The 24,803-nt window shown below is 42.9% G+C and carries 26 protein-coding genes; 5 read left to right on the top strand and 21 right to left on the bottom strand.

The window, feature by feature from the left end; all coding sequences use genetic code 11:
• The first annotated feature begins 74 nt into the window (after window positions 1–74).
• Window positions 75–947, top strand: a complete 873-nt coding sequence (locus V6W81_RS14165; RefSeq protein ID WP_056691622.1) for a carbohydrate ABC transporter permease — start codon at window positions 75–77, stop codon at window positions 945–947.
• Between the two features lies 1 nt (window position 948).
• Window positions 949–1,779, top strand: a complete 831-nt coding sequence (locus V6W81_RS14160) for a carbohydrate ABC transporter permease (protein ID WP_056691626.1) — start codon at window positions 949–951, stop codon at window positions 1,777–1,779.
• A gap of 86 nt (window positions 1,780–1,865) precedes the next feature.
• On the opposite strand, the gene V6W81_RS14155 is transcribed toward V6W81_RS14160, so the two are convergent.
• The 6 genes from V6W81_RS14155 to V6W81_RS14130 all read right to left on the bottom strand — a co-directional run bounded on the left by V6W81_RS14155 (window position 1,866) and on the right by V6W81_RS14130 (window position 7,301).
• Entirely contained in the window at window positions 1,866–2,501 is a 636-nt protein-coding gene (locus tag V6W81_RS14155; protein ID WP_338543839.1) for a hypothetical protein, read from the bottom strand.
• A 138-nt stretch (window positions 2,502–2,639) separates the two neighbouring features.
• Window positions 2,640–3,278 (bottom strand): hypothetical protein, encoded by a 639-nt coding sequence (locus V6W81_RS14150; protein ID WP_338543838.1) that lies wholly within the window; start codon window positions 3,276–3,278, stop codon window positions 2,640–2,642.
• Between the two features lie 114 nt (window positions 3,279–3,392).
• On the bottom strand, window positions 3,393–4,121 hold the full coding sequence (locus V6W81_RS14145) for an amino acid ABC transporter ATP-binding protein (RefSeq protein WP_145047643.1): 729 nt from the start codon (window positions 4,119–4,121) through the stop codon (window positions 3,393–3,395).
• Window positions 4,114–5,565 (bottom strand): amino acid ABC transporter substrate-binding protein/permease, encoded by a 1,452-nt coding sequence (locus V6W81_RS14140; protein ID WP_338543837.1) that lies wholly within the window; start codon window positions 5,563–5,565, stop codon window positions 4,114–4,116. The genes V6W81_RS14145 and V6W81_RS14140 overlap by 8 nt, the downstream gene beginning before the upstream one ends.
• Before the next feature lie 285 nt (window positions 5,566–5,850).
• On the bottom strand, window positions 5,851–6,525 hold the full coding sequence (locus tag V6W81_RS14135) for a hypothetical protein (RefSeq protein WP_338543836.1): 675 nt from the start codon (window positions 6,523–6,525) through the stop codon (window positions 5,851–5,853).
• 359 nt (window positions 6,526–6,884) lie between these two features.
• Window positions 6,885–7,301, bottom strand: coding sequence for a hypothetical protein (locus tag V6W81_RS14130; RefSeq protein WP_145047640.1), 417 nt, complete (start codon window positions 7,299–7,301; stop codon window positions 6,885–6,887).
• An 80-nt stretch (window positions 7,302–7,381) separates the two neighbouring features.
• On the opposite strand from V6W81_RS14130, the gene V6W81_RS14125 reads away from it, so the two are divergent.
• The gene (locus tag V6W81_RS14125) at window positions 7,382–8,023 is read left to right on the top strand and encodes a hypothetical protein (protein ID WP_310144594.1); all 642 of its coding nucleotides are present in this window, start codon (window positions 7,382–7,384) and stop codon (window positions 8,021–8,023) included.
• Between the two features lie 73 nt (window positions 8,024–8,096).
• Here V6W81_RS14125 and V6W81_RS14120 read toward each other — a convergent pair whose 3' ends face one another.
• The 4 genes from V6W81_RS14120 to V6W81_RS14105 form a co-directional block, all read right to left on the bottom strand.
• Window positions 8,097–11,765, bottom strand: coding sequence for a multicopper oxidase domain-containing protein (locus V6W81_RS14120; protein WP_338543835.1), 3,669 nt, complete (start codon window positions 11,763–11,765; stop codon window positions 8,097–8,099).
• Window positions 11,766–11,775: 10 nt separating this feature from the next.
• Window positions 11,776–12,060, bottom strand: a complete 285-nt coding sequence (locus V6W81_RS14115) for a hypothetical protein (protein ID WP_338543834.1) — start codon at window positions 12,058–12,060, stop codon at window positions 11,776–11,778.
• 15 nt (window positions 12,061–12,075) lie between these two features.
• A complete protein-coding gene (locus tag V6W81_RS14110) occupies window positions 12,076–12,396 on the bottom strand; it encodes a hypothetical protein (protein WP_338543833.1) in 321 nt (106 codons plus the stop codon).
• A gap of 75 nt (window positions 12,397–12,471) precedes the next feature.
• On the bottom strand, window positions 12,472–13,134 hold the full coding sequence (locus V6W81_RS14105; protein WP_338543832.1) for a hypothetical protein: 663 nt from the start codon (window positions 13,132–13,134) through the stop codon (window positions 12,472–12,474).
• A 176-nt stretch (window positions 13,135–13,310) separates the two neighbouring features.
• Here V6W81_RS14105 and V6W81_RS14100 point away from each other — a divergent pair, with 176 nt between their 5' ends.
• On the top strand, window positions 13,311–13,823 hold the full coding sequence (locus V6W81_RS14100; protein ID WP_338543831.1) for a hypothetical protein: 513 nt from the start codon (window positions 13,311–13,313) through the stop codon (window positions 13,821–13,823).
• Between the two features lie 171 nt (window positions 13,824–13,994).
• On the opposite strand, the gene V6W81_RS14095 is transcribed toward V6W81_RS14100, so the two are convergent.
• The 9 genes from V6W81_RS14095 to V6W81_RS14055 form a co-directional block, all read right to left on the bottom strand.
• The gene (locus V6W81_RS14095; RefSeq protein ID WP_338543830.1) at window positions 13,995–14,537 is read right to left on the bottom strand and encodes a TlpA family protein disulfide reductase; all 543 of its coding nucleotides are present in this window, start codon (window positions 14,535–14,537) and stop codon (window positions 13,995–13,997) included.
• 12 nt (window positions 14,538–14,549) lie between these two features.
• Window positions 14,550–15,263: a heme ABC exporter ATP-binding protein CcmA gene (gene ccmA / locus V6W81_RS14090; RefSeq protein ID WP_338543829.1), complete on the bottom strand. Its 714-nt coding sequence runs from the start codon at window positions 15,261–15,263 to the stop codon at window positions 14,550–14,552.
• Entirely contained in the window at window positions 15,256–16,077 is an 822-nt protein-coding gene (locus V6W81_RS14085) for an ABC transporter permease (RefSeq protein WP_338543828.1), read from the bottom strand. Before V6W81_RS14085 ends, ccmA begins: the two co-directional genes overlap by 8 nt.
• A gap of 28 nt (window positions 16,078–16,105) precedes the next feature.
• Entirely contained in the window at window positions 16,106–16,675 is a 570-nt protein-coding gene (locus tag V6W81_RS14080) for a nitrous oxide reductase accessory protein NosL (RefSeq protein ID WP_338543827.1), read from the bottom strand.
• Window positions 16,672–18,135 carry a right-handed parallel beta-helix repeat-containing protein gene (locus tag V6W81_RS14075; protein ID WP_338543826.1) on the bottom strand — a complete coding sequence of 488 codons (1,464 nt, stop codon included), beginning with the start codon at window positions 18,133–18,135 and terminating at the stop codon, window positions 16,672–16,674. Before V6W81_RS14075 ends, V6W81_RS14080 begins: the two co-directional genes overlap by 4 nt.
• 245 nt (window positions 18,136–18,380) lie before the next feature.
• Complete coding sequence (locus V6W81_RS14070) at window positions 18,381–19,037, bottom strand: response regulator transcription factor (protein ID WP_338543825.1); 657 nt, start codon at window positions 19,035–19,037, stop codon at window positions 18,381–18,383.
• On the bottom strand, window positions 19,034–19,879 hold the full coding sequence (locus tag V6W81_RS14065; RefSeq protein ID WP_338543824.1) for a sensor histidine kinase: 846 nt from the start codon (window positions 19,877–19,879) through the stop codon (window positions 19,034–19,036). Before V6W81_RS14065 ends, V6W81_RS14070 begins: the two co-directional genes overlap by 4 nt.
• 173 nt (window positions 19,880–20,052) lie before the next feature.
• Entirely contained in the window at window positions 20,053–21,285 is a 1,233-nt protein-coding gene (locus V6W81_RS14060) for a sialidase family protein (protein WP_056691668.1), read from the bottom strand.
• 19 nt (window positions 21,286–21,304) lie between these two features.
• Window positions 21,305–21,673: a hypothetical protein gene (locus tag V6W81_RS14055; protein ID WP_056691671.1), complete on the bottom strand. Its 369-nt coding sequence runs from the start codon at window positions 21,671–21,673 to the stop codon at window positions 21,305–21,307.
• 155 nt (window positions 21,674–21,828) lie between these two features.
• Here V6W81_RS14055 and V6W81_RS14050 point away from each other — a divergent pair, with 155 nt between their 5' ends.
• Complete coding sequence (locus tag V6W81_RS14050) at window positions 21,829–22,608, top strand: DUF817 domain-containing protein (RefSeq protein ID WP_338543823.1); 780 nt, start codon at window positions 21,829–21,831, stop codon at window positions 22,606–22,608.
• A gap of 223 nt (window positions 22,609–22,831) precedes the next feature.
• Here V6W81_RS14050 and V6W81_RS14045 read toward each other — a convergent pair whose 3' ends face one another.
• Both V6W81_RS14045 and V6W81_RS14040 read right to left on the bottom strand, forming a co-directional pair.
• On the bottom strand, window positions 22,832–23,311 hold the full coding sequence (locus V6W81_RS14045; protein WP_338543822.1) for a GNAT family N-acetyltransferase: 480 nt from the start codon (window positions 23,309–23,311) through the stop codon (window positions 22,832–22,834).
• Window positions 23,312–23,570: 259 nt separating this feature from the next.
• A complete protein-coding gene (locus V6W81_RS14040) occupies window positions 23,571–24,758 on the bottom strand; it encodes a PLP-dependent aminotransferase family protein (RefSeq protein WP_338543821.1) in 1,188 nt (395 codons plus the stop codon).
• Window positions 24,759–24,803: the final 45 nt, after the last annotated feature.

Here is a 24,803-nt window from a genome sequence, read left to right as displayed (position 1 = left end):
ATATAGGGCAGTATGACAGGGTCGTATAAAACCGATCAGAGGTTATGCTGCCTGGCTATAACGGAGCGTGAGATATGAAAAGAACCAAAAATTTATATTCGTACTACATGATATTTCCCGCACTGATCATCTACTCTATCTTTTTCGTTGTACCTGCCATTGCGGGCTTCTATTATTCCTTCACGGACTGGCGGTTGGATCGATTAGAGCTGACTTTCATCGGGTGGGATAACTTCAAGAAAATATTCTCTGACAAAACGCTTATACTGGCACTGCAAAATACGGCGATCTTCGCCATCGTTACAGTGGTTGGCAAAAACGTTATTGGTTTGTTGCTCGCAGTAGGCCTTAATATGCGACTGCGAACCAAAAATCTGCTACGTGCCATCTTCTACTCGCCTTCCATACTCAGCATACTTGTAATCAGCATTCTGTTTACCCCTATGCTTCGCACCGAAGGTACAATTAATCAGCTGCTAGAAGCTGTCGGTTTGCACTCCTTAAGCCAAGCATGGTTAACGAATCCATCCATTGTTATCTGGACCATTGCGATCGTATCGATCTGGCAGAGCGCTGGATTTCAGATGGCCATCTATCTGGCTGGTCTACAGTCTATCTCGCAGGAATATTACGAGGCAGCCAAGATTGATGGAGCCAGCTCATGGAGAAGTTTTTTCAAAATTACACTGCCTCTTCTCCTGCCAGCGATTAACATTAACCTGATGTTAACGTTGATTGGTGGTCTGAAAGTGTTCTCCGAAGTATACGTCATGACAGGCGGCGGGCCAGGTAATGCATCACAGGTTGTAGGTACGATCATTCTGCGTTCCTTCGGTGAAGGTAACTGGGGTCTGGGTACCGCAGTAAATACACTGCTGTTCGTGGTTGTCACCATTATCGCTATACCGCTATTGATTTTCATGCGGCGTAAGGAGGTTACGGAATAAAATGGGCTATACACGCAAACTTGCCATCCGCAATTATATCGTGGAAGGGTTCCTCATTCTGGCCTCACTCATCGTATTGTTGCCGCTTGTCATTCTGATCCTTGGATCATTTAAAACCAGCGCTGAAGTGCTCAGCTTCTCTCTACATTTACCTGACACCTGGCAGTTCTCGAACTATGTTCGAGTCTTCCAAGAAGGCGGTCTATCACGGGCATTTCTTAACAGTATCTGGATTACAGGTATATCGTCTATCATCAACATCGTTGCCTCTTCAGCAGCAGCATTCATTCTAGCACGTCGGGAAACGAAATTATCAGGCACGCTCTATATGTATTTCTTCATGGGTCTGATTGCACCGATGTCGATCATTACAACGATTCGTGTGGTGCAGGGCTTAGGCTTCTATGGCAGTATCACAAGCGTTATTCTCATCTATGCTGCGCTAAATACAGCCTTTAGTGTGTTCTTGTACAGTGGCTTTATCAAAACGATTCCAAGAGCGCTGGACGAGGTCGCTTTTCTAGAAGGAGCAAGTGTGTTCGGTGTGTTCTTCCGCATCGTCACGCCACTAATCCTACCTGTTAATGCTACGGTTGCTATTATGGTGTTTATGTCGGTGTGGAATGATATCACCATTCCTGTATACTTCCTGACAGACAGCTCGACGTGGACGATGCCGCTGTCGATTTATAACTTCTACGGCAAGTACAGCCGGGATTGGAATTTAATTTTTGCCAACCTTGTACTTACTTCACTACCTGTATTTATATTGTATCTATTTGGTCAGAAATATATTGTCAGCGGATTGACGGCTGGTGCGGTTAAAGGTTAACCTCAACGTCATTATGAATCGATATTAATTTATCATTCAATCTTTAGTAGATTATGGAGAGACCATGAATCATCTCATGGTCTCTATTAGTCTATATTCTCAATGCCCCATTCACCGTCTGGATTCTTCGTGAAAAAGTACGTGATTCCTGTGTTGTCGACACGTCCATCCGGATCTTTCTGAGCAAATCGTACACCTACCCGAATCTGTTCGCGCTGATTGATGTTTACTTTCTCAAGGATGTCGAGATCATAAAACATAAATTCTTTCCCTTTTTCACTTTCGCTAATGTAGTAGGAGTGGTACTTATTAGTTGCTGCGGACTCCTTATTTAGGTTCTCGTTAAATTTCTCTGGGTTTTTCTCCACTACAGCTTCGATATTCCCCTTGAATTTGGATATGATCTCATCGTCGAAGAAGCTTTGTTTATACTGATCAAAATCGATGAACACACCTCGCTTGAAGTCATCAGCGGTAATGTCTTTAATCTCCTTGTGCGCTAGATCAATTAATCGCTCTGAATCCGAGATGGCATCAGTGGATGCCGAGATTGAATTCGTCGGTTCCTCCTGGGTAGATGGTGCCTGATTAGTATTCGGGGTCGATCCAGCGGTTGCTTCACGGATCGTCGTACGATCAGCATCATCTGTATGCCCACATGCTGACAGAAGTACAGCTCCACTTACACAGATAGATAAAATACCACGAGAAAGTTTCTTCATGAAATGCGGTTCTCCTTGTACGTTTGGATTAATAATGCGTGTCATATCTTGTCCTACAAGTAATAAACGCATTGAATCACAGCTTAGTTACACGAACGGCTCCAAACGACCATATTCATTCAGTCTGTATAAGTTCAATCATTGCGATCTGGCGTATTGTAAGATTGCCTCCGCTGCACGAACACGTATGTTGATGTCCTCACTGTCTAAAGCTTGTCTCATCACATGCAGGGCAGCATCAATTGTAGCTTTATCGACCTTCGTAGCTGGAGAGCTCTTCCCTTCCGTTCCTTCCGTTGGTTCATTCATACCTGTGAGATAACGATCTAACTGCGCTTGTGATACTGGATGTTCAAATTTAGCCAGTGTACCCGTCTGATGAATTAAAGCTTGTACTTTGTCATTTAAATCCTCCAAGGGTATCCTTCCCAGCCAGGTAACACCTCGCCGATGGCATATGAAGTCTTCTTCTATTCCTAAGGAATCATCGTAGTAATAATCGCCCAGATCTCCTACATACGCCCACTCATCATCCTTGATAACGACGTAGTCCCCGTCCTGCATAGTATGTACAAACGCTTCAAGATCCTTCATCACCCCTGCTAGCTCTGTTTCTTCTAACTTGTAATGTCCCCTCAACCGCTCATTCCATTCCTCTGGTGACATCTCTTCCAAATTTCCTGTTCCAGGCCATGTCAACCCAATAAAGTTATCCTCTAAAAATGAAGCTACATAACTCATTCCCCTTATGGAGGATTGGATGTAAAATAAGTTCATCTGATTTGCGCCTCCTATCCTTCATTATGTTATCTTCATATTAAAAAACCTTCAAGAGCAATGTCTTGAAGGTTTAGCATTATCATATTAGTACCTGTTCAAAAAGGCCGGTTATTAGAGCACTTTTTCCAAGAAGCTGATTGTACGTTCATTCTTAGGATTCCCAAACACTTCTTCAGGGCTTCCTTCTTCTACGATGTAACCACCATCCATGAAGATCACCCGATCGGCTACTTCACGAGCGAATCCCATCTCATGGGTAACGATCATCATCGTCATACCTTCACGAGCGAGATCCTTCATTACACCAAGAACCTCACCAACCATCTCAGGGTCAAGCGCCGAAGTTGGTTCATCGAACAACATCACATCTGGCGTCATAGCAAGCGCACGAGCAATTGCCACACGTTGCTTCTGACCTCCAGATAGCTGGCTCGGGAAGCTGTTCGCTTTATCTGATAACCCTACACGGTCTAACAATTTTAGCGCCGTATCACGTGCCTGAGCTTCATTTAATAAACCAAGTTCTCTTGGTGCAAACGTAATATTTTTCAGTACATTAAAGTGAGGGAACAAGTTAAAGTGCTGAAATACCATACCGATATTTTCCCGCGCTTTATTAATGTTTGTTTTGGAATCATTGAGATCCTGATCATCCACGATCACTCGACCCTCAGTTATTTCTTCTAGCTGGTTAATGCAACGCAAAAACGTACTTTTGCCTGATCCAGAGGGTCCAATGACGCATACCACTTCACCCTCATTGACGGACATATCAATTCCTTTCAGAACATGATTCGTTCCGAAGCTTTTCTTCAATCCTTCAACTTTAATTTTACCCACGGCGAACCCTCACCTCCAGATAGTCAGCAACTTTGGTCAATGTGATAATAACAATCAGATACATAACCGCAACCGTTAACCAGATGTCAAAAGAGGTAAACGTTCTAGCGATAACAATCTTACCCGACTGAGTCAATTCAACAAGACCGATAACAGACAAGATCGACGTATCTTTCAATGTGATTACCATCTGATTGATAAATGAAGGAATCATCACTCGAATTGCTTGTGGAATAACAATCTTCATCATTGCCTTACGATAAGGCAGGCCTAATGAACGAGCTGCTTCCAGCTGTCCTGGATCAATCGATTGAATCCCGCCCCGAATAATTTCGGTTACGTAAGCTCCTGCGTTCAAACTAAGTGTTAGGATGGCTGCGAGGAACAGTGGCATCGTAAAGCCGAATGCTTGCGGAATCCCGAAGTAAATAAAGAAAGCCAGAACAATCAATGGAATACCACGGAACACGTCAACAAAAACGGTCGCAATTCCACGAAGAACCTTATTCTGTCCTACCTTCATAAATCCAAAGATCAGACCAATGATAAAGGCAAAGAATAGAGATACTATTGTGTACAGCAATGTATTCCCTAACCCTTTAAACAGAGCTGGCAGTGAATTCTGAACATTCTCCCACCGGCTTGTTTCTCCAGCAGTTGGAGCATTGTCACCAACATATTTCTCCAGAATTTGATCATACTCACCACTTGCTTTGATGTTCACGAGTCCTGCATCAAACATCTGAAGCAATTCTTGGTTCTTACCCTTACTTACCGCAAATCCGTAAGAGTCTCCTTCTTCTTTCTTGGTTACAATTTTCAATCCATTATTTTGTTTGACCCCATAAGCAAGAACAGGCTGATCCTCGAAACATGCGATAGAATTACCTGTTATTACGTCCAGATACATCTGTGCAGAGTCCTCAAAAGGTACGATGGTAAATCCATACTCGGAAGCGATGGATTCAGCAAAGTTATATCCAGCCGTTCCCGTTTTTACGGCAACCTTTTGTCCTCGGAGATCTTCATAACTTTTCACTGTATCATTATTCGCGCTAATTCCCATAACGACACCTGATGGATAATAAGCTTCCGAGAAATCAAATACTTTCTTTCTCTCGTCCGTAATGCTCATCCCTGCGATGACGCCATCAACTTGATTCGACTCAAGCGCTTGAACGGCAGCATTAAATCCGAGAGCCTTGATCTCATACTTGAAGTTCTGATCCTTGGCAATGGCGGCCATTAGATCCATATCAATACCTACAAAATTACCATTCGCATCCTCGAATTCAAATGGGGCAAATGTAATGTCCGTACCGATGACATAAGTTTTGCCTGAATTCGCTTCTGTTGCGGATGCTCCCCCTGCCCATCCAGATAACCCTGTCACTAGGAGCAAAACCAGGGTAAGTACAAAAAATGAGACCTTCGTTGTTTTCATATGTCCTCCTCTTCTCGGTCTCCTCCGAATCATCATTATTATTCTTTGGAGTTGGTGTCAGTGTTACACTTTTTTTTGTCAGACGTATTGCCCATTATACATATTATTTTATATTGAGAAAATAAAATTTTAAGTATTTGTTGTTTTCAAAAGCTGATCGTATGTTAACAACTGCATTTCTACATCATGGCTGACCAAATGGTTCAAGTAAAGTTAATCTGACCTATATGAAGGCTTCATATACAGGGAACAATAAGGCTTACGATTAGAATGGTTCAGCGTAGGTTAAAGCTTGATTTCATCTTTGAGCTCCTCGATCTTTTCAAAATGAGGCTTTACTTCATTTAGAATGATGGATTTGAGCTGTTCCATACTTCTCTCATCCCCCCATTGTAATTGATGATCTACACCTCTCTTGTATGAAGAAAGTGTCTTATCCAATGCACGTAGTTCTTTGGCGATCGATGCAAGTGCGGTTTGGGTAGCCTGAGGAATTAATTTCGGTTTATCCTTCCAATAATGATGACTGATTCCATACATTAATCCATATAGACCACTGCCGTAGGCGAGTTGATACACCTCCTCCTGTTTCGCTGACGTCATAACAGAGTTATCGCTCATATACCGAGGTTTTGATGTAGATATGTAATTATCACTGAACTCAATAAGTGTCGTTAGATATTGAGTCGCATCCTTCGCCTGCACCTTTGCTTGTTCAAGCAGCTTCTGAACCTTTGCTGGTGCTTCCTGATTTGTCACCTGACTAAGTTCTTCGAGCGTTTGTGCCAGTGGCTTGAAGGAGGGGCCTTCTTTTAGAAGTGTGATGTAACCACTATTGTTTTTGGATTGGTATAGCTCCATTAGGATATCTTCGTTTGCTTTGGCTTCGTTTAATCGGTGCTCATAATAAAAGAACACGATTACCAGTATGGCGATAAATATCAAATACCGTTTAATCATTGCTTTATTCATCCTTCATCTGCCATTTCTATTCGTATTCATATACCTTTACCGAGGATAATAATTGGCATATCTGAGAATTGTAGCATATGACCAAAGCAGCTAATACAGGAGATTATTACCAAACAGGATCAATTAAACTCCGCTGTGTGACACTTAATGTCCAACAGACTCTCATATAATAAGCCGTTGATTTTGTTCTAATCAACGGCTTAACAGAATCGTTAGATAACATAACCTCTTAATAGAGACTCTTTATTTTTTTATGAACGTAGTGGCATATCATACACATAACGAAGCAATGTTATATATAACATAAACACGGCAAATTTAATTGAATCAGAGGAATTCCACAACTCTTATACTTTGACCGAAGTACATAGCATGAATATGGCGAAGAAAAACAAAAATATACAGAATATAAGGATAGGTACTGGATGTTGACTATGCATTACAATCATAGGAGACATAAGACCAGCCATAATTCCGCCGGATACGCCGGTAACAATCGTTTGATAATCCACAAGCGCCCCAAAGATCATGCCCACAACCATGGCGAAGATGGTGACAATGATCGTAACCCAGGTTGCATAGTAAGGGAATTGTAAACCCCATAATCCGCCAAAAGCGATGGCACTTACCGTACTAACAGTCATAGAAATATTCATGCCCAGATGATAGCCAATCAAGTTCCTCAACTTTCTCAAATGCATATATCCTGCAAAAATACCTACACATAACGTCACATTCGTTATGATAAATAAGACGATATCCATCACTTTCCCCCTATCAACTGAATAAGGTACGAGCGCTTCTCATAAGATGGTGTATATCATACATATGGAGGTGAACACTCATGCTGGATCCAGGCTCAAGCAAGTTCAGCTCACCTGCAAGTCCGCTTCCTGCTCATGAATTGAGAATACTTCAGGAATACATTCATCATCAAAATGTTCAAATCATTGGTGAAATTAATCCTCTCCGTCGTAAAGAGATTATGTTATCTAACTTTTTCAAATCTCACAAAAATCAAACTGTGAAACTTAAGGTTCATAGTCGCAATCAGTTCACTGAAATGATGGCCAAAACAGAGGCCGTAGGTCGAGATTTTGTCAACTTGACTACTCTCCTAACCAAATATTGGGTCCCCTTTCGCTCAATTGTTACCGCCGAACAACCTTATGACCAAGTGAATGTTCCACACCAACAACATCAGCAGGTCGTTTATGATGAAGATCTTAAACAAAAAATACTTCTGAAATTCGGTAAAACCGTAAGCCAAAAGGATTTTCTGAAACAGCAATTTTTCGAGCAAACTTTAGCTGGTCATATCAAGTCTCTAATGAACGACAAATTAATCGTCGAAACAAGTACCGCTCGAATCCGAAGCAGATTGTTAGATATCAACGCTCAGGAAATCCTATTGAAAGAGAAAAACCGCCAACGTTCAGTACCGTGGACTGATATTTTATGGATTGAAAAGCAACGTTTTATCTAAAATAGATACGACAATAAGATCATACGAAGGGGAAGACACCTCATCATATTATGAGAAGGTGTCTTTTCTATTTTCATTTCTTATTCTGTTTGGGGAGTCTAACATTCAATGGCGCGAGCTCTGGTGTGTGTTGATCAAGTACTCTTAAAATCCCCCATAGACCGAGCTCAATGTCCCATCTGATATTCCCCGAACGATACAAGTAATCTCCAGGAATGCTAAGTGAGCCACCTGCACCATATAACAGCAAGAAATCGTCTGTATGTCCCACGCTTATCTGGCCTTGAAAGGATACACTCAATGAGTTCAGGTCATCATCACTTCGTAGCCACTGGTGACCATGCAGTACAAAGGTATGAGCTCTAGCACGATCTGAAATAAACATCATTCGGATCACAACAGGGTCGCCTGCATATGCAAGAAATACAGGTGTTGAAGGATCACCATGAACTTTAGAGCTGAAGACAAGGGAAACATCCGGATTTACCGCAAGTCTGTTTTTGAAACGTTCTGCACGGTAATTGAAACCTCGCGATCCTTGATCCTCAAAATCCTCCGTCTCTTCTTCTTCTACCTCTTGATTTATCGTTATGACAGGTTCAGGGTCAATAATGAGCATACCATCCTGATTATATAATCGAACTCCGTCATGCATAATAACGCAATATTCTCTAAGACTTAAACCTCCACTGCTTATAATGACCTGACTTCCTGTGCTTGTAGGTTTTCTTGTAACAGGGTCAAGGTAGACGGAGCCTTGAGGTTCTGTGACCAAAAGTCCAAATGCTCCGTGATGTCGATGGTTACGAATGTCTGCCATATCTGTAAGTCCTACGCTTCCAATCTGCTGATCAATATACCAGTGATACGTAATGTGTTCTCCAGGTGCGATGGTCTGATCCGGATTGAATCCAACTGTAGCCCCATCTGAACTTAGAACATCATATTCAAGCAATTGCGCATGTAATGATATTCGTTTGGAGGGTCTATGTTTAAAGTTAACGGGTAATCCAGGGTAGAATTGATCATCTGGAGGAAATTTCAAATGATGCAGCTGATTTGATAGTCGAACTTCAACGATTTCACCTACATTGCCTCTTATAATCAAGGGCTCTGGATTCATTTTCTTTGTGAGTATATCCTTAACATTTTCTTTCAAAGCAAAAATAATGCTGTACGGATCCTGATCACCAAAGTGATTATAGATCACAGGTGTCTGTATAGCGACAACATCATAACTTCGAATAGGCGCGCCCTTAGGGCCAGGCAATTTACGCTCTATTGCTCTGGGTGGCCTTTGCCCTGTAGGAACAGGCAATGGTTCTGTTCTAGGTTTAGGTGCTTTGCGATCAGGTAAGGGAATTAAGTGGGGTACAAGCGTCTCATAAGAACGCATAATCCCCCAATTCCCTACCCAAAGATCATCGATTGAACCATAATGGTACAACAGATCGAAATCTCCTGATCCTTCAACAGCAAATTCCAGTGTGAACGACTCGGATATGCCAATATGCTGCTGATCGACCAGATCTGATTCAAGGTCACCCCGTTCCCGTCTCCAACGTTGTCTGTGCAAATTAAAGGAGTGGGACTCCTCCTGCGCACCTTGAAGAAGCCTAATTCGCACAGGGTCACCGTTGTAGGTTTGCAATAGAGGTGTCACCGGATCTCCGTGTACCCATGAACTAAACACATAGGCTGGATCCATGTGAGGTTCCTTTAAGCGAAATTGTAGCGGTTCATTTCTATAGTTGATTCCCATCACCCCTGGATCTTCATGGGAGCTTGGAAATGGTGGTTGGTTTAATGGATCACCATTCGAATCAAACAAGAGTGCAAAGTCGTGGACAAGCAAAGTGAACTCTCTAAAATCAGGAATAAATGGATTCGTTATTGTCGCCTGCGTTCCCGACCTAATCTCTTCCCCTGTATGTGAAGATAAATATTTGGAGCCTCTCGGTTGTATATTAATTCCGGCAAATACCCCATGTTGTTGGTGTTGGTTGGCAAACAGATGATCATGAAAAAAAGTGGACTTTAGTTCAGCATCGGCAAACCATTGATATTCAATCGTCTGCCCAGGAAGTATGCCCGAATCATAATTCCAGCCGACGTTGGCTCCATCCGATACAAGCGGATCGAATTTCACAAAGTGAACATGAAGTCCCGCCTCATACGTACGATTGACCAATTGAAAAGCATTGCCCCCTATAACTTCAGGGAACTTATTCGTAAATTTAAGTCTGACACAATCTCCGCCATTGGCTCGAATGGTTAGCGGTTCAGGTGCTTTACGTCCAGAGCACACAGCTTCTTCATCCTCAGCCAAGACAAACATTCTGCCCTGAGGATCATGCCACCCTTGATTGTTATAGACAATTGGAAGCTGTATCGCTACGATGTGAAATTCTCGGATTGGATTGATTAAAGGGTCACAAGGGTTTACAAATACCGCACCAGGAACAGCATTCGGTGCAAATTGATTTATTTCCAGCGGGGTTGATTCACGCCCACCAATAATGCCGAGTGGCGGTCTAGGAGCTTTTTTGCCAATAATACCAGGTATAAAATTAGGGAAGCCTGGCTTTTGTTTGGTCGGCTTCGGAGGAACAGGCTGACCCGGAAGGGGAATTAGAGCATCAATTGGTTTACCGTTAGGATATTTCTGCGTTCCATCCTGCAAAGTATTAAAAATTCGCTGCATTCCCCACATGCCTTCTTCAAAGTGCGGATACAAGTGACAATGAATAATAATATCTCCAAAAGCACCTTGCAAGCTTCCTGCTCCATAGAGAGGTGAGACTGTATACGATGCCTGCGGAGAGATGGCTTGCGAGTCCTTGATTTCGGAGTCTAGATCCGTCGTCTCAAATAGCCATTGATGCACATGATAATGAAATACATGTGTTTCTTTAACTCCGCCGTGAATAACCCTTATCTTCACAGGGTCTCCTACGTAGGCTCTTAGAATAGGCGTTGCGGGATCACCAAACATCCATGAGTCATGATGTACTTCTTCACCTTCCGTTTCCGGAGATACCACCCCTTCTAATATGAGACGATGTCGATTCCTCATCGGTTCAGATCTGTAATTAATGGCATGCGTTGCTTCGGGTTGAAACGTATGTGGACTAAAGGGAGTATCTCCGGTCAGGTCTTTAATCTCCATTTCATCGTGAAATACCCAGGCATATTCACGAAATGAAGGCAGGAAAGGATTATGTATGTCAGCGTACACACCAGAAAGTAGTGGCTTTCCTGTCTTAGGATCAGTCCATGTGGAACCTTGGGGCTCCACAATCAGCGCTCCGAATAGCCCATGAACTTGTGTACCGAGTTCACTAGAGAGCGTGTTTCCAAAATCCGTGAAGTAACAAATTCCTTCCAGGGTTGTATGCCACCTATACGTTATGCAATCCCCTGGTTGAACCGTTGTATTAGCATTAAAGCCCACTGCCGCGCCATCTGACGTGGTAACGTCATATTCAACATCCTGTATATGAATAGATGAAGGATAATCCAGTTTATTTTCAAACAAAATCTCAATATCGTCTCCTGCATTGGCACGAATGATTAAAGGCTGTACCAGATCCACCGTAGTAAAAGGATTTTTAGCAATAAGCCTACGAACCTTATCCTCATTCTCTTTCAATACATACATTTTCCCTTCAGGGTCGTGATCTCCAAAGTCATTTACGACAATACGAACCGAAATAGCTACAACATGAAATTTTCTTTTCACATTTCACCTCTTAAACTCGTATTTCGGGGATCGGGTTCTCCGGTGTCTCTACGAAATAAACCTGAATATTATCAATATGTGTACGAAGTGACGTGTTATCAAATTCGGGTACATTACAGACCTCTACCTGGATCGAAATCGTATCCGATTCAACTTCAAGAATCCGCCCCACATAAAAGAAGGGATAGGATTCAATAATAACCAGAATACGACTACCTATGGCTGTAGTAAGTTCCGTAATGAGCGCCTCTTGCCTGAGATCGTTGATATTACGAGCCTCTTCCCGCTGAAGCATTATTCCTAACCTCCTTTAAGAAAGTGTGAGTCTATTATTCATTGCAAAAGGTGCAAAGATGGCAATGTTCTCAATGGGGAAACATAGCGGCGTCGGAAACTGAAAGTTGGGAGCATTGGGCATCTTGATAATCACTGGATTTAATTGAATAGATCCACCTCTAACGATTTCAAGTCTACCTGTAAAAATCGGTCTAAATGTCTGTCCTAGTATGTTTAGCTGCGAAGCATCAAGAATGACGATAATTTCTTGACCAATCAATTCTTCAAAAATCGTATTGCTCTCCCTTAGCTCCGGTGAGTTATAATCTTCACCATAATTATGCAATGAACTCAATGTATCCCCTCCTTGAACATATGTTGTGATACAACATAACCAGTTATATATATGGTAACAAGGAGGGAGATTATGCTACTGCTTTGCAATCGTAATAACTTCGATGTCAGTTAGAGCAATGGTTTCAAGAAGTTGATCCTCATGCTTGCTAAGAGGCTGAATTATTATTTTGTCTTCGGTTGTATTGACTAGGCAACCCATTTTAATGCTTTTTGGCTCAGTCATTTGAATGATGATCTTCTGTCCTGCATGTTGTAAGAGAGCTATGCTTAGCGGAATGCCATAGAACCGATTCAGCAACATAACACTTCCTGATACGGTTTCAGTGAACGTATATAACAGCGCACAATTGAGTTCCTCGCTGCAAAAGATCGGATGAGTCTCATGCGTCGTTTCCGCTTCATTCCCATCGGTCGATATGGAAATCAGCTGATCATATTGTACATATCGAAGTCTTGAATTACTCCAAATCGTAATGTAATTCTTACCTGATTGTAGGAGAAATCCATCCACCGTCTTCAACTTTCCGCGAAATGACATTTGAACCTCAACATATTGGTCTTGGAGTGAGGCTAATTTCAGCTCCAGCTGTCTTGTATTGTTAGGTTGAGGTGGATTACCGAGGGTTCGGAGAATATGATTGGCTTCGGCTATACACGCTTTTAATTCAATAAATTGTTTTTCAGGTAATGCTGTTGTTGGTGAACTTATTCCAATGCGCTGTTTATCTTTAATCACGAGACAAATACCTCCAATGAAAGAATATTTAATCTCAGTATATGGGCTGCTATACCTATCGCACTGGTCAAACGCCTATCTTTGTTACATTCCTTGGAAATAGGCTAATGTCTCTGGCACACCTCTTGGTATGGGCATATACATGATATCAAATACCGAAATAAGTGGAGGATCTAATGAATCATAAGAGAGTAATACTCAAAAAGAAGGCTGTTTCCCCGACCCAATCAAGATCAAACAGAACATCAAGAGTACTACTGAAGAAAGATTGTGACCTCAAAATAAACTACGGAGCTTCTGACGATTGTGCCTGTCATCAGCCGATCTCACAGAATGTTGTCCATCGTGAAAAGTGTTTCAAGATCATCCCTGGACAGAAGCCACTAATTAAACTTCGCTTAGCTGGAATTAATAACAACCTGAATTTTGAGTTATTTCGCCACAAAGGAAATCGTATCATTATTGAAGTGAGTTCTGGTGAGAAGACTGAAAAAATCAGAGGCGTATTATGTGATGTAGGCACAGATTACGTCGATATCAAAAAAGCAAACGGTCGGGTTGTTACGCTTCTTCAGTCTAATATTATCAAGATTGAGTGGCTGGGACGGAGAAAAAGAGCCCCTCAGGTTGAATACGTAGAAGATGATTATGGGGATGCATATGGATATGATGAGGATTGCGAAGAATAACATCCGAAGAAATTCAGCATGAAAGATTGGGGGAAGTTAACCCAACTACGATCGGCGGTCCATTCATTTCAATAAAATTCTGCTCAAAGATATGCCCAAAACGCAAGCGATTATATTCAATCGCTTGCGTTTTGGGTATGGTCATTTACTACCAAATCTCTAATGCACTAGTTATTTGGCATCCTCCAGCCACTGCGCAAGTGGTGTATCATTCGTGAGCTCACCGTGTAAAATGTGGCTAAACTTGCCTTCCCGATCAATCACCATCGTTGCGGGTAAACCGGTGATACGATACATCGTGGATATTTTGCCAGTCACATCAACAATTACAGGAAAATCAAATTGCTGTTCATTCATAAATTCTTGAATCGTACCCTTGGATTCTCCAACATTAACAAACAGTGTCTCGACATCTTCTTGGTGCATCTCTGCTGTCTGATGCAGCAAAGGCATTTCTCTTACACAAGGTGTGCACCATGAAGCCCAGAAGTTAATCATAACAACCTTACCTCGATAATCGGATAGAGAAACTTGATCACCCACTGAATTGGGAGCCATAAAGTCTGGGGCAATGGCACCAGACTCAATTGCCCCTACTCGTTGCGTCTGGGACGGTGAGAGTCCTTGAAATACAGCCCACACACCAGCCAGCACTGCAACCGTTCCGATCAAGATGGTGATCATGCGCTTGATATGACGTTTATGTTTTCGCAACAGGTATCACCTTCACTTTATCCCTAGACTTTGATGAAATGCAGCATGAAGCGAACCAAACTGTTCGCGAAATTGATGTGTTGTACCACTTCCAACGTTCTGCCCATTGTTCATAAAAACAATATGATCAGCGAGATCATCCGCGATGTCTAACTGATGAGTGGAGAACACAACCATATGACCCTGCTGCTTAATTTCTTTGACAAGCTGTGCAAATTCATGCATCCAGAATGGGTCTAACCCATTCGTTGGCTCGTCCATAACGAGCAATGGTGGCTTCGCTAGCAGTGCCTGTGCAAATAGTACACGCTGTCGCATGCCCTTAGAGAAGGTTGCGACACGTTTATTTTTTTTGTCCTCCAAGCCGACCATCTTCAGCACTTCCTGTACCCTCTCTGTGGAAACTCGCCGCAATGCAGCCCAGAACAAGAGCATCTCTTCTGCCGTCAGACTCTGATTAAACTGGTAATCATCTGGCATGTACCCGATCTGTTCCGAATACCGTTTACGGTCATTCCTCTGCCCTACTTGGTTGACAAGAATATCTCCTGAGGTAGGACGAAGGATACCTGCTATCATACGTAGCACAGTGCTCTTGCCAGCACCATTGCCTCCACATAAAGCGAGTACGTTACCTGAAGAGATGTGAAAGGAAATCCCCTCTACGATCGATTGCTTTTTTATCGTTTTACATAATTCGTTGATGCTAGCCTCCACTTTATCCATGGGAACGTCCCCTTTCCCAGATTCCGTATACAACAAATACAGAACATGTAATCCACAGCAGACAGATCGTTAAGAAAATCCAACTGCCACTCGGTTGCTGCACCCATGTCACCCATTGGTAATATTCCGGTCCGAGTACCGAGCCCCCGCCAAGTTTAATAACGACAAATAAACGTATCAGCTCGGCTGGATTGATGAAAGTTAGCACAACAAGCAATGGTTTGACCCATAAAAAAGGAACAATACCTAAGATCGCAAGCAAGAGCGTAGGCCATCCGATCACTGCAAAGAACCAAACGGATACCGAAATGGTTAATGCTTGCCAACGATTTTTGGATATGGAGCCGATGAACAGCGCAAGCGTTAGGAATAATAGGACTAATCCACAGGAGAATGCCAGAAAAAATACATATGTTGTCACGTTTAACGCGCTACCGATCACTCCACTGATAAGACCCATCAAACCATATCCAAACGCTACAATTGTAATCAGCACCACGGACAAGCCAAGGTATTTTCCAACAATAAAGGACATTGTGCCGATTGGATAAGTAGACAACAGTTGCCAGCTTCCCTCTTCCTTCTCCGAAGTTAGCGAGAAAGAACCTAGAAATAACGTCATTAATGGCAATAGATAGAGAATGAGATTTAACATCGAGCCGGTTGTACCTGAGTATCCTTGAACAAAGTTCTGCGAATCAATGAGTAGTAAGCTTAAGCTAAATGTGCAAAAGAGGATTAGAAAAGAATACGCCCAGGGATTGCGAAATCCCATCTTCACTTCTCGCTTGGCCACCAGTAACATGTCTACCATATTCGATCACCCTGATTATTCATCATCACTAGTGACCTGATTCTTCCTTCTTCTCGCCTTCCTCATGCATTCCTTCCTCGCTCATTCCCTCATCCCCATGTCCGTGTTCATGTCCATGATCTCCCATATCCATCATCTCCGTGCTCTGTTTCCAGTCATGGGATGCGAGATCTTCAGCAGTCATGATGGTTCCAACGCCTTGCTCCGCAACAAACGCTTCAGCAGATGCTTTATCCTTGAAATTAAGGATGCCATACGCCATCGGTGTACGCAGAGAAGCATCATACACATACGTCGCTTTGCTGTATTCAATCCATTCCTTGTCATTATAATCACGTACAAAATCCATACCGATGTTCTCAGTCCCATTTTCTTCTTTCCATTGGTTCATGCACCCGATGTCGTCAAACTTATAGTTCTTGCCATCCTTGGTTGTAAGCTGTGTTGCATAGGCATCATCCTTCACCTGCATCTTGCAAATGGCGCAGATATCTACGTCTTCGTTAATCGGTAAAGCCGCATATGTTTTTGCTCCGCAAGCTGTTAATAACAGCATCCCCATCATAAGCATCAGTACCATTGTCCATCGTTTCTTCATTTACGTAATCCTCCCGAATAAATCATAATACAAGCTGAGAAACATAATAAAATGACTCCGATAACCCATACCGGTATGGTGTCATTCGTTGTACCTGGTTGCTGTTGCGGCTCCATTGTCATCGTCATCAGAGGTGATTGATCTGTTGACCAATTCTCTTTGCCTTCTGTAAACAACTCACTCAAAAAGACCATCCCCGGGGATTGAAAGAAAAGCTGATAGGCTGAATTCCTACTAATTAATTGCTCATAGAATGGATTAATTCCATAAGCCATCTCACTAACTCCATCACCATTCAGATCAAGTCCCCGGAAGGAATCCCAATAATTAGATGACATCTCGTTGTTCCGGCTATCTACAGCCGAAGCATCAATCACATTGGATATGAACTGGTTCTGATGGAGTCGGTTGCCTTCTGCAAGTACAAGCTGAAACCCGATAAAATTACGCAGAACTTCATTACCACGAATATCGTTACCTGCGGACTCCGCAATGTTCATTCCGACTCGATTGCCTTCAACGATATTGTCAGCTATAGAAGATTGATGAACGTCGTATAGCAGGATGCCTTGTGAATGTACATTTTCACTCTGCTTCCGAAATGAATTGCCTGATACCGTTGTATTCTTCACGCCCATAATCATGGCACCGGTGATGTTGTCCTCACCTACATTGTCCAAGACGTAAGAGCCATCCATATACATGCAGTGGATACCATATCTTGTATGTAGCAACCTATTGCCTTTTACAGTAGCTTCACGGCTATTCTCCATATAGATTCCATCCAGCATACCCCTAATTTCATTGCCTTCAATATGGTTGCGATGAGCGTTATACAGATCAATCCCGTTGCCCTTCTGACTACTTGAAGCCGTCTCGGAACCCGTCCATGTAATGTCGTTTTCTCGGAAGATTCCCTCGTTAGCATCACGAGCAAGAATGCCGAAACCCTGTGTCTGAATATGTATATCCTTGATCTCTGCATGATTGGCTTCAACCTGAATCGCTGCTGTAGGTGTACTATGCTGATGTAAAATAGTAAACCCCTGCAAACTTACGCCATCTGCGCGAATGTTGACCGTGGATTCAGGAGAATCCGTAGATGCAGACTGAATTGCACTTGTATCTGTGCTCATGATCATCACAGAGGAATCTCCCAGAAGGGATATGCTCTTGTCTATAGTCACGGGGCCTAAGTACATACCTGGCTTAAGTGTAAGCTCTTCTCCAGGATTCATCGCGTTAATGATCGGTTGCAGTGGAATGAAGCTCTGTTCTTTTGAAGCAGCGGACGCATTCCCTGACATGAATGGAAGCTGAATTAGCATCACTACAAACAGCCATAGAGTAAGGATGCTCCAAGAGGTGACTTTGCGGTTGATGTTGTTTGACATATTGAGATGCATGCGAGCATTACGCATGAATTGCCCTATAGCTAGGCGAACCTTCTGCGATAACATAAGTAGACATGCTGTGTTCATTCCATTCAAAGAAATGTAGAGCTTTACATTCGGTCTTCAATTTCATTCCTCCATCCTTCACTAGCCTTAACACAATACTGCTCATAGTGTACATAAAAACCTAATGTTTCCATATAGCTCAACATAGCTATACTGCCGGATTGTTTGTGGCTAAATTGTGAGATACATGACAATGGCGTTGACCCTCTTCACTTTTTCAATCCTTCTGAAAACAAGAAAAAAGCTTACTCGGAATAATGAGTATCCGTAATAAGTCCTTGCTCCAATGCATAACGAGTGAGTTGAACTCGGTTTTGCACCTGCAACTTCTGCAGAATATTCTTCAAATGATTCTTAACCGTGTATTCTGAAATGTTATATTTCTGCGCGATTTCTTTGTTCGTCCATCCTGCAGCTACTCCATATAAAATGTCCTTTTCTCTAATAGTCAGAGGCACATCCGGTTCTTTTTTCTCCGTTAAGGATACGTCCTTTAAGATCTGATAAGCCACCTCACGGCTCAAGGTCGCCTCTTCTGTAACGATGGAATGGAGATATTCTAACCACATGGAGGGTTCTAGGTTCTTCAACAAATAGCCCTGTGCCCCACTCTTTAATGCTTCCAGCAAATGAAATACATCATCCGAGACGGTAATCATCACAATTTTCACATAAGGGAACATCAGTTTAATCCGCTTAGTCGCTTCCAATCCATTCATTATTGGCATCTGAATATCCATTAGAATGAGATCAGGAAGCCACTGCTCTGTAAAATCAATGGCCTGCTGGCCGTCAGTCACAACCCCAATCACTTCAAGAGACGAATCCATGGATAAAATATCACATATCGCTTCTCTGGCATGCACATGATCGTCAACAACAAGCACCCGAATATGACTCATACATGTTCACCATCTTGGCTAAATTGTACAACCGTGTACTCCTGTTCTCGATATAACTTCAAATTCCAGTTCATCGCTTTCAGCCTCTCTTTCATAATATGTAATCCATATCTATCTTTCATTGCAAACGGATCGCCGGCAAAGCCTCTACCATTATCTTTAATCGTTATTAATCGATATCCATTTTTATTCTCACCCATAATCCAGCCTTCGGATGCTTTGGCATGCTTCTGAATATTTACCACAGCCTCGCGCATACACGCGAGAAGCTCAATCTTCTCTTTGGCGGTAAAGTCTTCATCCTTAATGTCCCATTCCAGATTAATGGGGATTGGAGTATCTCTGATCATTCTTCCAATTTGGTTACGGAGTGAGACAGAATCCAGCGTGGGTGATACTGACTGGCTCTGAGAGTCATATCTGAGATTAGCTATCGATTGGCGCACATATCGATTCACTTCATGAACGGTTTTCCGAATTGCATATACTTCGTCCAGGTGTTTCTCTTGTTTACGCTTAGATTCCAGACGTTCTATTTGTACGGAAAGTAAAAAGAGAGATTGTGCAATGCCGTCGTGCAGCTCCTTCGCTAATTTCTCACGAGATTCCAGCACGGCTTTAGCCGCTCGTTCCTGCTCCAATTCCTTTTGGATACGTTCCATATTGCGAAATAGCTTCTTGACGAGCGTAATACTTACAACATAAACCATGACAGGCGTAAGCCAATTGCCGAGATCCATAGAGATATAGGGTAGAAGAAATTGGTGACGTACGTACTCCCATACACCAACAGTTAAGGTTGGGATGAGCAAGATCATCCACTTGATCTGTTTATAAGACATGCTTTCCCTCCTGGGATTCCGAATCATACGATGTAGCGCATGAATTGATTTGCATAGCTATACCTAACTCTAAACAGCATACGTTGTACACATGCAAAAGGCATGACCCCTTAGAGCCATACCATAGGTGATTTAACTTTTAATTGTAAACATTGTTTGAACGATCATAGACTTTACGTTCCGAAATAGACATCTAATTTACCAGTAGGAGGCGTTGTTGCCATCCACACCGCAGCAAGATTATCCGGAGCAGATGTTTGTGCTGTGATATAATCCCCGATCAGTACTGTCGGTACCGGCGAGATTCCATTTGGATTAAACGAAGTTGTGGTCAGTCGGCGATTGGTGAAGGTAGCTCCTCCATCAAACGACTCTGCAACAAAAACATCCAGCAGAAATCCATCGATCCGGTTGGAGTAATAGATAACCCTTATCGTGCCAGCGAATGGTGAGACAGTAATAAATGGAAAGAAATTTTGCGTTCCTGGAGGTGCAGCCGTAATGCTGACTGGGTCAAACCAGAGCAAACCATCTGGTGAACGAGAAAGTAGCACATCGGTGTATCCATTACGTGCATCATTCCAAACGGCATATACCGTTCCGCTAAAGGGGCTAATAGAGATATCAGCTCCAAGGCATAAATTGGTCTGTACTCGAAATTGGTAATTGGGCACAGGCAACGGTGAAGGTGCAGGTACAACAGAAGAAATAAATGTAGCCTGTCTCTCGACCGGCGGTTGATAGTTGATCCCGCCATCATAAGATATGCGTAACAATGCAGAGGGGCTCGCCGGCCCGGTAATAATGTACCCTGCATACACCTCTCCAGAGAAGCCTACAGCTAGTGCTGCCCGGTCATGTATTCCCCTTGGATTAGATTGTCGGTCAGGGCCTTCCCACGTCAACCCTTGATCAAGCGACCGCTGAGTAAATATGGATGAAGACGTTGTGGCGAGCGGCGTATATCCGACATAGGCATTACCTCTATACGGGCTGCCGGGTGATCGATCAACAGCAATAAACGGCTCATCATTATGAATCACCGTGCCATATCCTGCTTGAACGATAACCGGTGGTTGCCAGCTTAATCCATCATCAAATGAGGTATAACTGACAATCGTACCATCATTAATACCGTTAAATACGTGGACTGTCACAATAAAAGTGCTTGGAAATGTATAGTCAATCGTCGGTGCTTCGGCACCCGAATATCCCGGAGGATTGGGTAATACCGTTGTTGACCACGTGCTGCCACCATCGATTGAGCGATAAAGACCTGTTAATGTGGGGCCGGTGCTTGTATCTACAGCAACCACACACATAATACTGGGATTAAGCGTATTAACCGCAATCGAAGGTTCGAATTGATTCCCTGCCAATGCTCCAGTAATATTAACTACAACCATTCCTATCACCTCATTTCTTCTAAGGAATATTGGTAAATCGGTCTATTAATGACATCTCCGATTGGAGAATTCGCTGGATAAGCTGGCCCGTTGAATCAACGCCATACACGTTGATCATCGTACTTGTGGCACTGAAATAATCACTTTGTACTTCATAAAAGGAAGCATTGATAAGTGGATATACAAAAGTTCTGCCCGCTTGGGGAGCCAGCTGAAATAAATCATGACCCACCGGGATTCGTACGGTCTGTGTAGAATCCCAGCGGAAGACCTCAAGCTCAACATTGACAGCAGCGTTAAGAGAGTCGTTAAGGCAGGTCACGATAACCTGGGTAGATTGCGTTGTTCCCGTAATGGGGTTATAGATAAGACCCGTGCTAAAAGGCACAAGTATTCACTCCCTTCTCCTGCAACGTTCTATTTAAGGGGATTTATCGTATAATATGTTGTCCTACTTTCAACGGAACGGCATTCAACTAAAGATCAAAAAAAGCCACCGATCTCTCTAAGATCAGCAGCCCTTTTGGAGGAGTAAAACGATACATGAAATCCATCATACAGTTATTACATTTTGGCTATCATCAGGCGATGAGTTGTATTTTCCCGGTTATTATTTTTGGGACATTAGCGCTTACGAGTGTCATTCCAGTGCCTTTTTTCCATCGTTATGATGCCATCTTAATCATACTTCTTATCGTGCAATATCTGATGTACCGCAGTGGCCTGGAAACGCTTGATGAGATCAAGGTCATCTGTGTATTTCACTTAATTGGCTTGCTACTTGAGATATATAAAGTATGGATGGGCTCATGGTCGTACCCTGAACCTGGATATACTAAACTATTGGGTGTTCCGCTATACAGTGGGTTTATGTATGCAAGTGTAGCTAGCTTTATGTGCCAAGTGTGGCGCAGACTTCGGATGGACATGACGGGCTGGCCAGGCGGAGTATCCTCCGTATTGCTCGGAGCGGCAATCTACCTTAACTTTTTCACACATCACTTTATTCCTGACTTCCGTTGGTGGCTCACAGCACTTGTGTTTGTTGTCTTCTGGAAAACATGGATTATCTACCGTGTACGTTCTACAACCTATCGAATGCCTCTATCGCTCGCTTTTATCATTGTTGGATTCTTCATCTGGACTGCTGAGAACATCGCTACATTCTTTAATGGTTGGAAATACCCTGATCAGCATGAAGCATGGCAACTCGTGAGCTTTAGTAAGATCAGCTCCTGGTTCCTCCTTGTTATTATTAGTGTCATCATCGTTGCACAGCTCAAATATGTGAAAGCCAATCGAACGCGAAACATTCATAATTAAATTTAGGTATAGGTTATTAGGATCATTGTAGACTAATGTAGTACATTAAACAGAAAACGCCCCACTCTTTAGGAAGATTAGGACGAGTGGGGAGTTTTACTTAACTATACTAAATTTAGAATAGCACTGTTTACCGTTAGTTTGTTGCTGGGTATAGTACATCATTACTTTTGACATTTAGTTACGTGTTCGTTGAACGTTGTTCGCAATCATAGATAACGTTTCAGAGGCTCGCTGGTTGTTGAACTAAGTCTTTCTGATAAGCCAACACTTGATCCCAGTCTCCGTGAAAAATAGGAATCCGATAATATCCCATTCGTTCATATAATGCAGCCGCTTCTGGTTGCAGCGGACCTGTCTGTAGCTTCAAATTACGATAGGCAAAATGGATAGCAAGACGTTCAGCCTCAGCTAAAATTGCTTGTGCAACGCCTTTACGTCTATAGTCAGAGCGTGTATACATGCGCTTCACTTCCACGGAATTTTCATCGAGGGGTCTAATGGCTCCACAGCCAACAGGATGTCCGTCTAACCGAGCTACAATAAACGCTGATCGCGGAACCTCCACGTCAGAGAGTTGGAATCCTGCCGTTCCGTCACCTCCGTACAACAATCCGAGCTCCTCGCTCAGCTCCTTCATTAATTGTACTGAATCCTCACTTCTTACATCTTCGGCGGCAGCAAGCACGATTGTCGACGACATGCGAATCCCCCTTTATCTCATTGGATTTATTGGCTTATTTTGTGATTAATCTAAATTATCATGAACCACCCTGAGCGTCAATTGCTTCATCTATAGAATCTTTTGATAAGACATCCATGGATTAGGTTCAAGGAATTATCGAGATTACTCGCCGAATAGAGAGCTATTGCTAGAACGTTGAATAAAAAAACCGCCAGGTTGGCGGTTCTCCAAGCTATTCGGTAATACGAGTACTCGTTGAATCCATATTATATTGTCCTTACTTATAGGAGTCTAACACCTGACCCAAAATTTGAATTCCTTTTACAATCTGCTCATCCGATGGTGTTGAGAAATTCAGCCTAATGGCATTACACGGCTCACTCTCATCCACGAGGAAAGCTGTACCAGGAACGACCGCAACACCTTGAGCAGCAGCAGTCTTGGCATATTCGAGCATCGGAACTTGATGTGGTAGATCACACCAGAGGAACAGTCCTCCTTCGGGTTGAGTGAAGGTAATACGCTCGCCCATATGCTGATTCAACTGTTCAATCATTAACGCTGATTTTCTATGGTAGATGGTTCGAATGCTGTCGATATGACTATCGTAGTCATACTCTGCCATGAACTTGTACGCCAAAATCTGTGGAAGCATAGCGGTATGTACATCCTCACCTTGCTTAGCCACAACCATCTTCTGAACAACCTCATACGGTGCAAGCACGTAACCCACACGCAAACCCGCAGATAGAATTTTGGAGAAGGAACCTACATAAATGACAAGACCTTCATCATCCATCGATTTAATGGTGGGAACATCTTGTCCCTTGAATCGAAGTTCACCGTACGGATTATCTTCAAGAATCATGACACCATACTTTTTCGCCAAATCATAGATTGCCTTACGCTTCTCTTCACTTGTCGTAATACCCGTTGGATTCTGGAAGCTTGGGATCACGTAAATTAGCTTCACGTTCTGCTCTGTTTGCAGAGCTTGCTCTAGCTTCTCAATATCCATCCCGTCAGTCTCCATAGGCACACCAACTAACTTAGCCCCCGCTGCTCGAAACGTATTCAAGGAACCGATGAAGCTTGGGCTCTCACAGATTATAGTGTCACCTTCATTACAAAATACTTTACAAGCAAGCTCGATGCCCTGCTGCGCTCCAGATACGATGAACAATTCATCCGATTCTTGGCCTGTATTGAAGCCTGTTTTTAAATGTGTCGTTAGTGCTTGTCTTAGCGGGGCATACCCTTCTGTAATTCCGTATTGAAGAGCCGTCACCGGATCATGTTCCAGTATGGATTGTGTGAACGTACGTATCGCCTCAATCGGAAACGTCTCTGGTGCAGGATTGCCTGCCGAGAACGGAATAACGTTCTGACCAGAAGTTGCTTTTAAAATTTCACGAATGATGGATGGCTGTAATGCAGCAATCCTGTTAGAAAATGAGTAGTCCATCGTAATAATACCTCCCTATTTGTCGGTACATCTATTGGTGTTTGT

Source organism: Paenibacillus tundrae (genome assembly GCF_036884255.1).
Classification (GTDB): Bacteria; Bacillota; Bacilli; order Paenibacillales; family Paenibacillaceae; genus Paenibacillus.
This window is presented reverse-complemented; position numbering and strand designations above follow the sequence as displayed.

What these genes read in the sequence shown, in the direction of transcription:
- V6W81_RS14165 (WP_056691622.1), top strand. Translation starts at nt 75, where the DNA reads ATGAAAAGAACCAAAAATTTATATTCGTACTACATGATATTTCCCGCA.
- V6W81_RS14160 (WP_056691626.1), top strand. Translation starts at nt 949, where the DNA reads ATGGGCTATACACGCAAACTTGCCATCCGCAATTATATCGTGGAAGGG.
- V6W81_RS14155 (WP_338543839.1), bottom strand. Translation starts at nt 2,501, where the DNA reads ATGAAGAAACTTTCTCGTGGTATTTTATCTATCTGTGTAAGTGGAGCT.
- V6W81_RS14150 (WP_338543838.1), bottom strand. Translation starts at nt 3,278, where the DNA reads ATGAACTTATTTTACATCCAATCCTCCATAAGGGGAATGAGTTATGTA.
- V6W81_RS14140 (WP_338543837.1), bottom strand. Translation starts at nt 5,565, where the DNA reads ATGAAAACAACGAAGGTCTCATTTTTTGTACTTACCCTGGTTTTGCTC.
- V6W81_RS14135 (WP_338543836.1), bottom strand. Translation starts at nt 6,525, where the DNA reads ATGATTAAACGGTATTTGATATTTATCGCCATACTGGTAATCGTGTTC.
- V6W81_RS14130 (WP_145047640.1), bottom strand. Translation starts at nt 7,301, where the DNA reads ATGGATATCGTCTTATTTATCATAACGAATGTGACGTTATGTGTAGGT.
- V6W81_RS14125 (WP_310144594.1), top strand. Translation starts at nt 7,382, where the DNA reads ATGCTGGATCCAGGCTCAAGCAAGTTCAGCTCACCTGCAAGTCCGCTT.
- V6W81_RS14115 (WP_338543834.1), bottom strand. Translation starts at nt 12,060, where the DNA reads ATGCTTCAGCGGGAAGAGGCTCGTAATATCAACGATCTCAGGCAAGAG.
- V6W81_RS14100 (WP_338543831.1), top strand. Translation starts at nt 13,311, where the DNA reads ATGAATCATAAGAGAGTAATACTCAAAAAGAAGGCTGTTTCCCCGACC.
- ccmA (WP_338543829.1), bottom strand. Translation starts at nt 15,263, where the DNA reads ATGGATAAAGTGGAGGCTAGCATCAACGAATTATGTAAAACGATAAAA.
- V6W81_RS14085 (WP_338543828.1), bottom strand. Translation starts at nt 16,077, where the DNA reads ATGGTAGACATGTTACTGGTGGCCAAGCGAGAAGTGAAGATGGGATTT.
- V6W81_RS14080 (WP_338543827.1), bottom strand. Translation starts at nt 16,675, where the DNA reads ATGAAGAAACGATGGACAATGGTACTGATGCTTATGATGGGGATGCTG.
- V6W81_RS14075 (WP_338543826.1), bottom strand. Translation starts at nt 18,135, where the DNA reads ATGTTATCGCAGAAGGTTCGCCTAGCTATAGGGCAATTCATGCGTAAT.
- V6W81_RS14070 (WP_338543825.1), bottom strand. Translation starts at nt 19,037, where the DNA reads ATGAGTCATATTCGGGTGCTTGTTGTTGACGATCATGTGCATGCCAGA.
- V6W81_RS14065 (WP_338543824.1), bottom strand. Translation starts at nt 19,879, where the DNA reads ATGTCTTATAAACAGATCAAGTGGATGATCTTGCTCATCCCAACCTTA.
- V6W81_RS14060 (WP_056691668.1), bottom strand. Translation starts at nt 21,285, where the DNA reads ATGGTTGTAGTTAATATTACTGGAGCATTGGCAGGGAATCAATTCGAA.
- V6W81_RS14050 (WP_338543823.1), top strand. Translation starts at nt 21,829, where the DNA reads ATGAAATCCATCATACAGTTATTACATTTTGGCTATCATCAGGCGATG.
- V6W81_RS14045 (WP_338543822.1), bottom strand. Translation starts at nt 23,311, where the DNA reads ATGTCGTCGACAATCGTGCTTGCTGCCGCCGAAGATGTAAGAAGTGAG.
- V6W81_RS14040 (WP_338543821.1), bottom strand. Translation starts at nt 24,758, where the DNA reads ATGGACTACTCATTTTCTAACAGGATTGCTGCATTACAGCCATCCATC.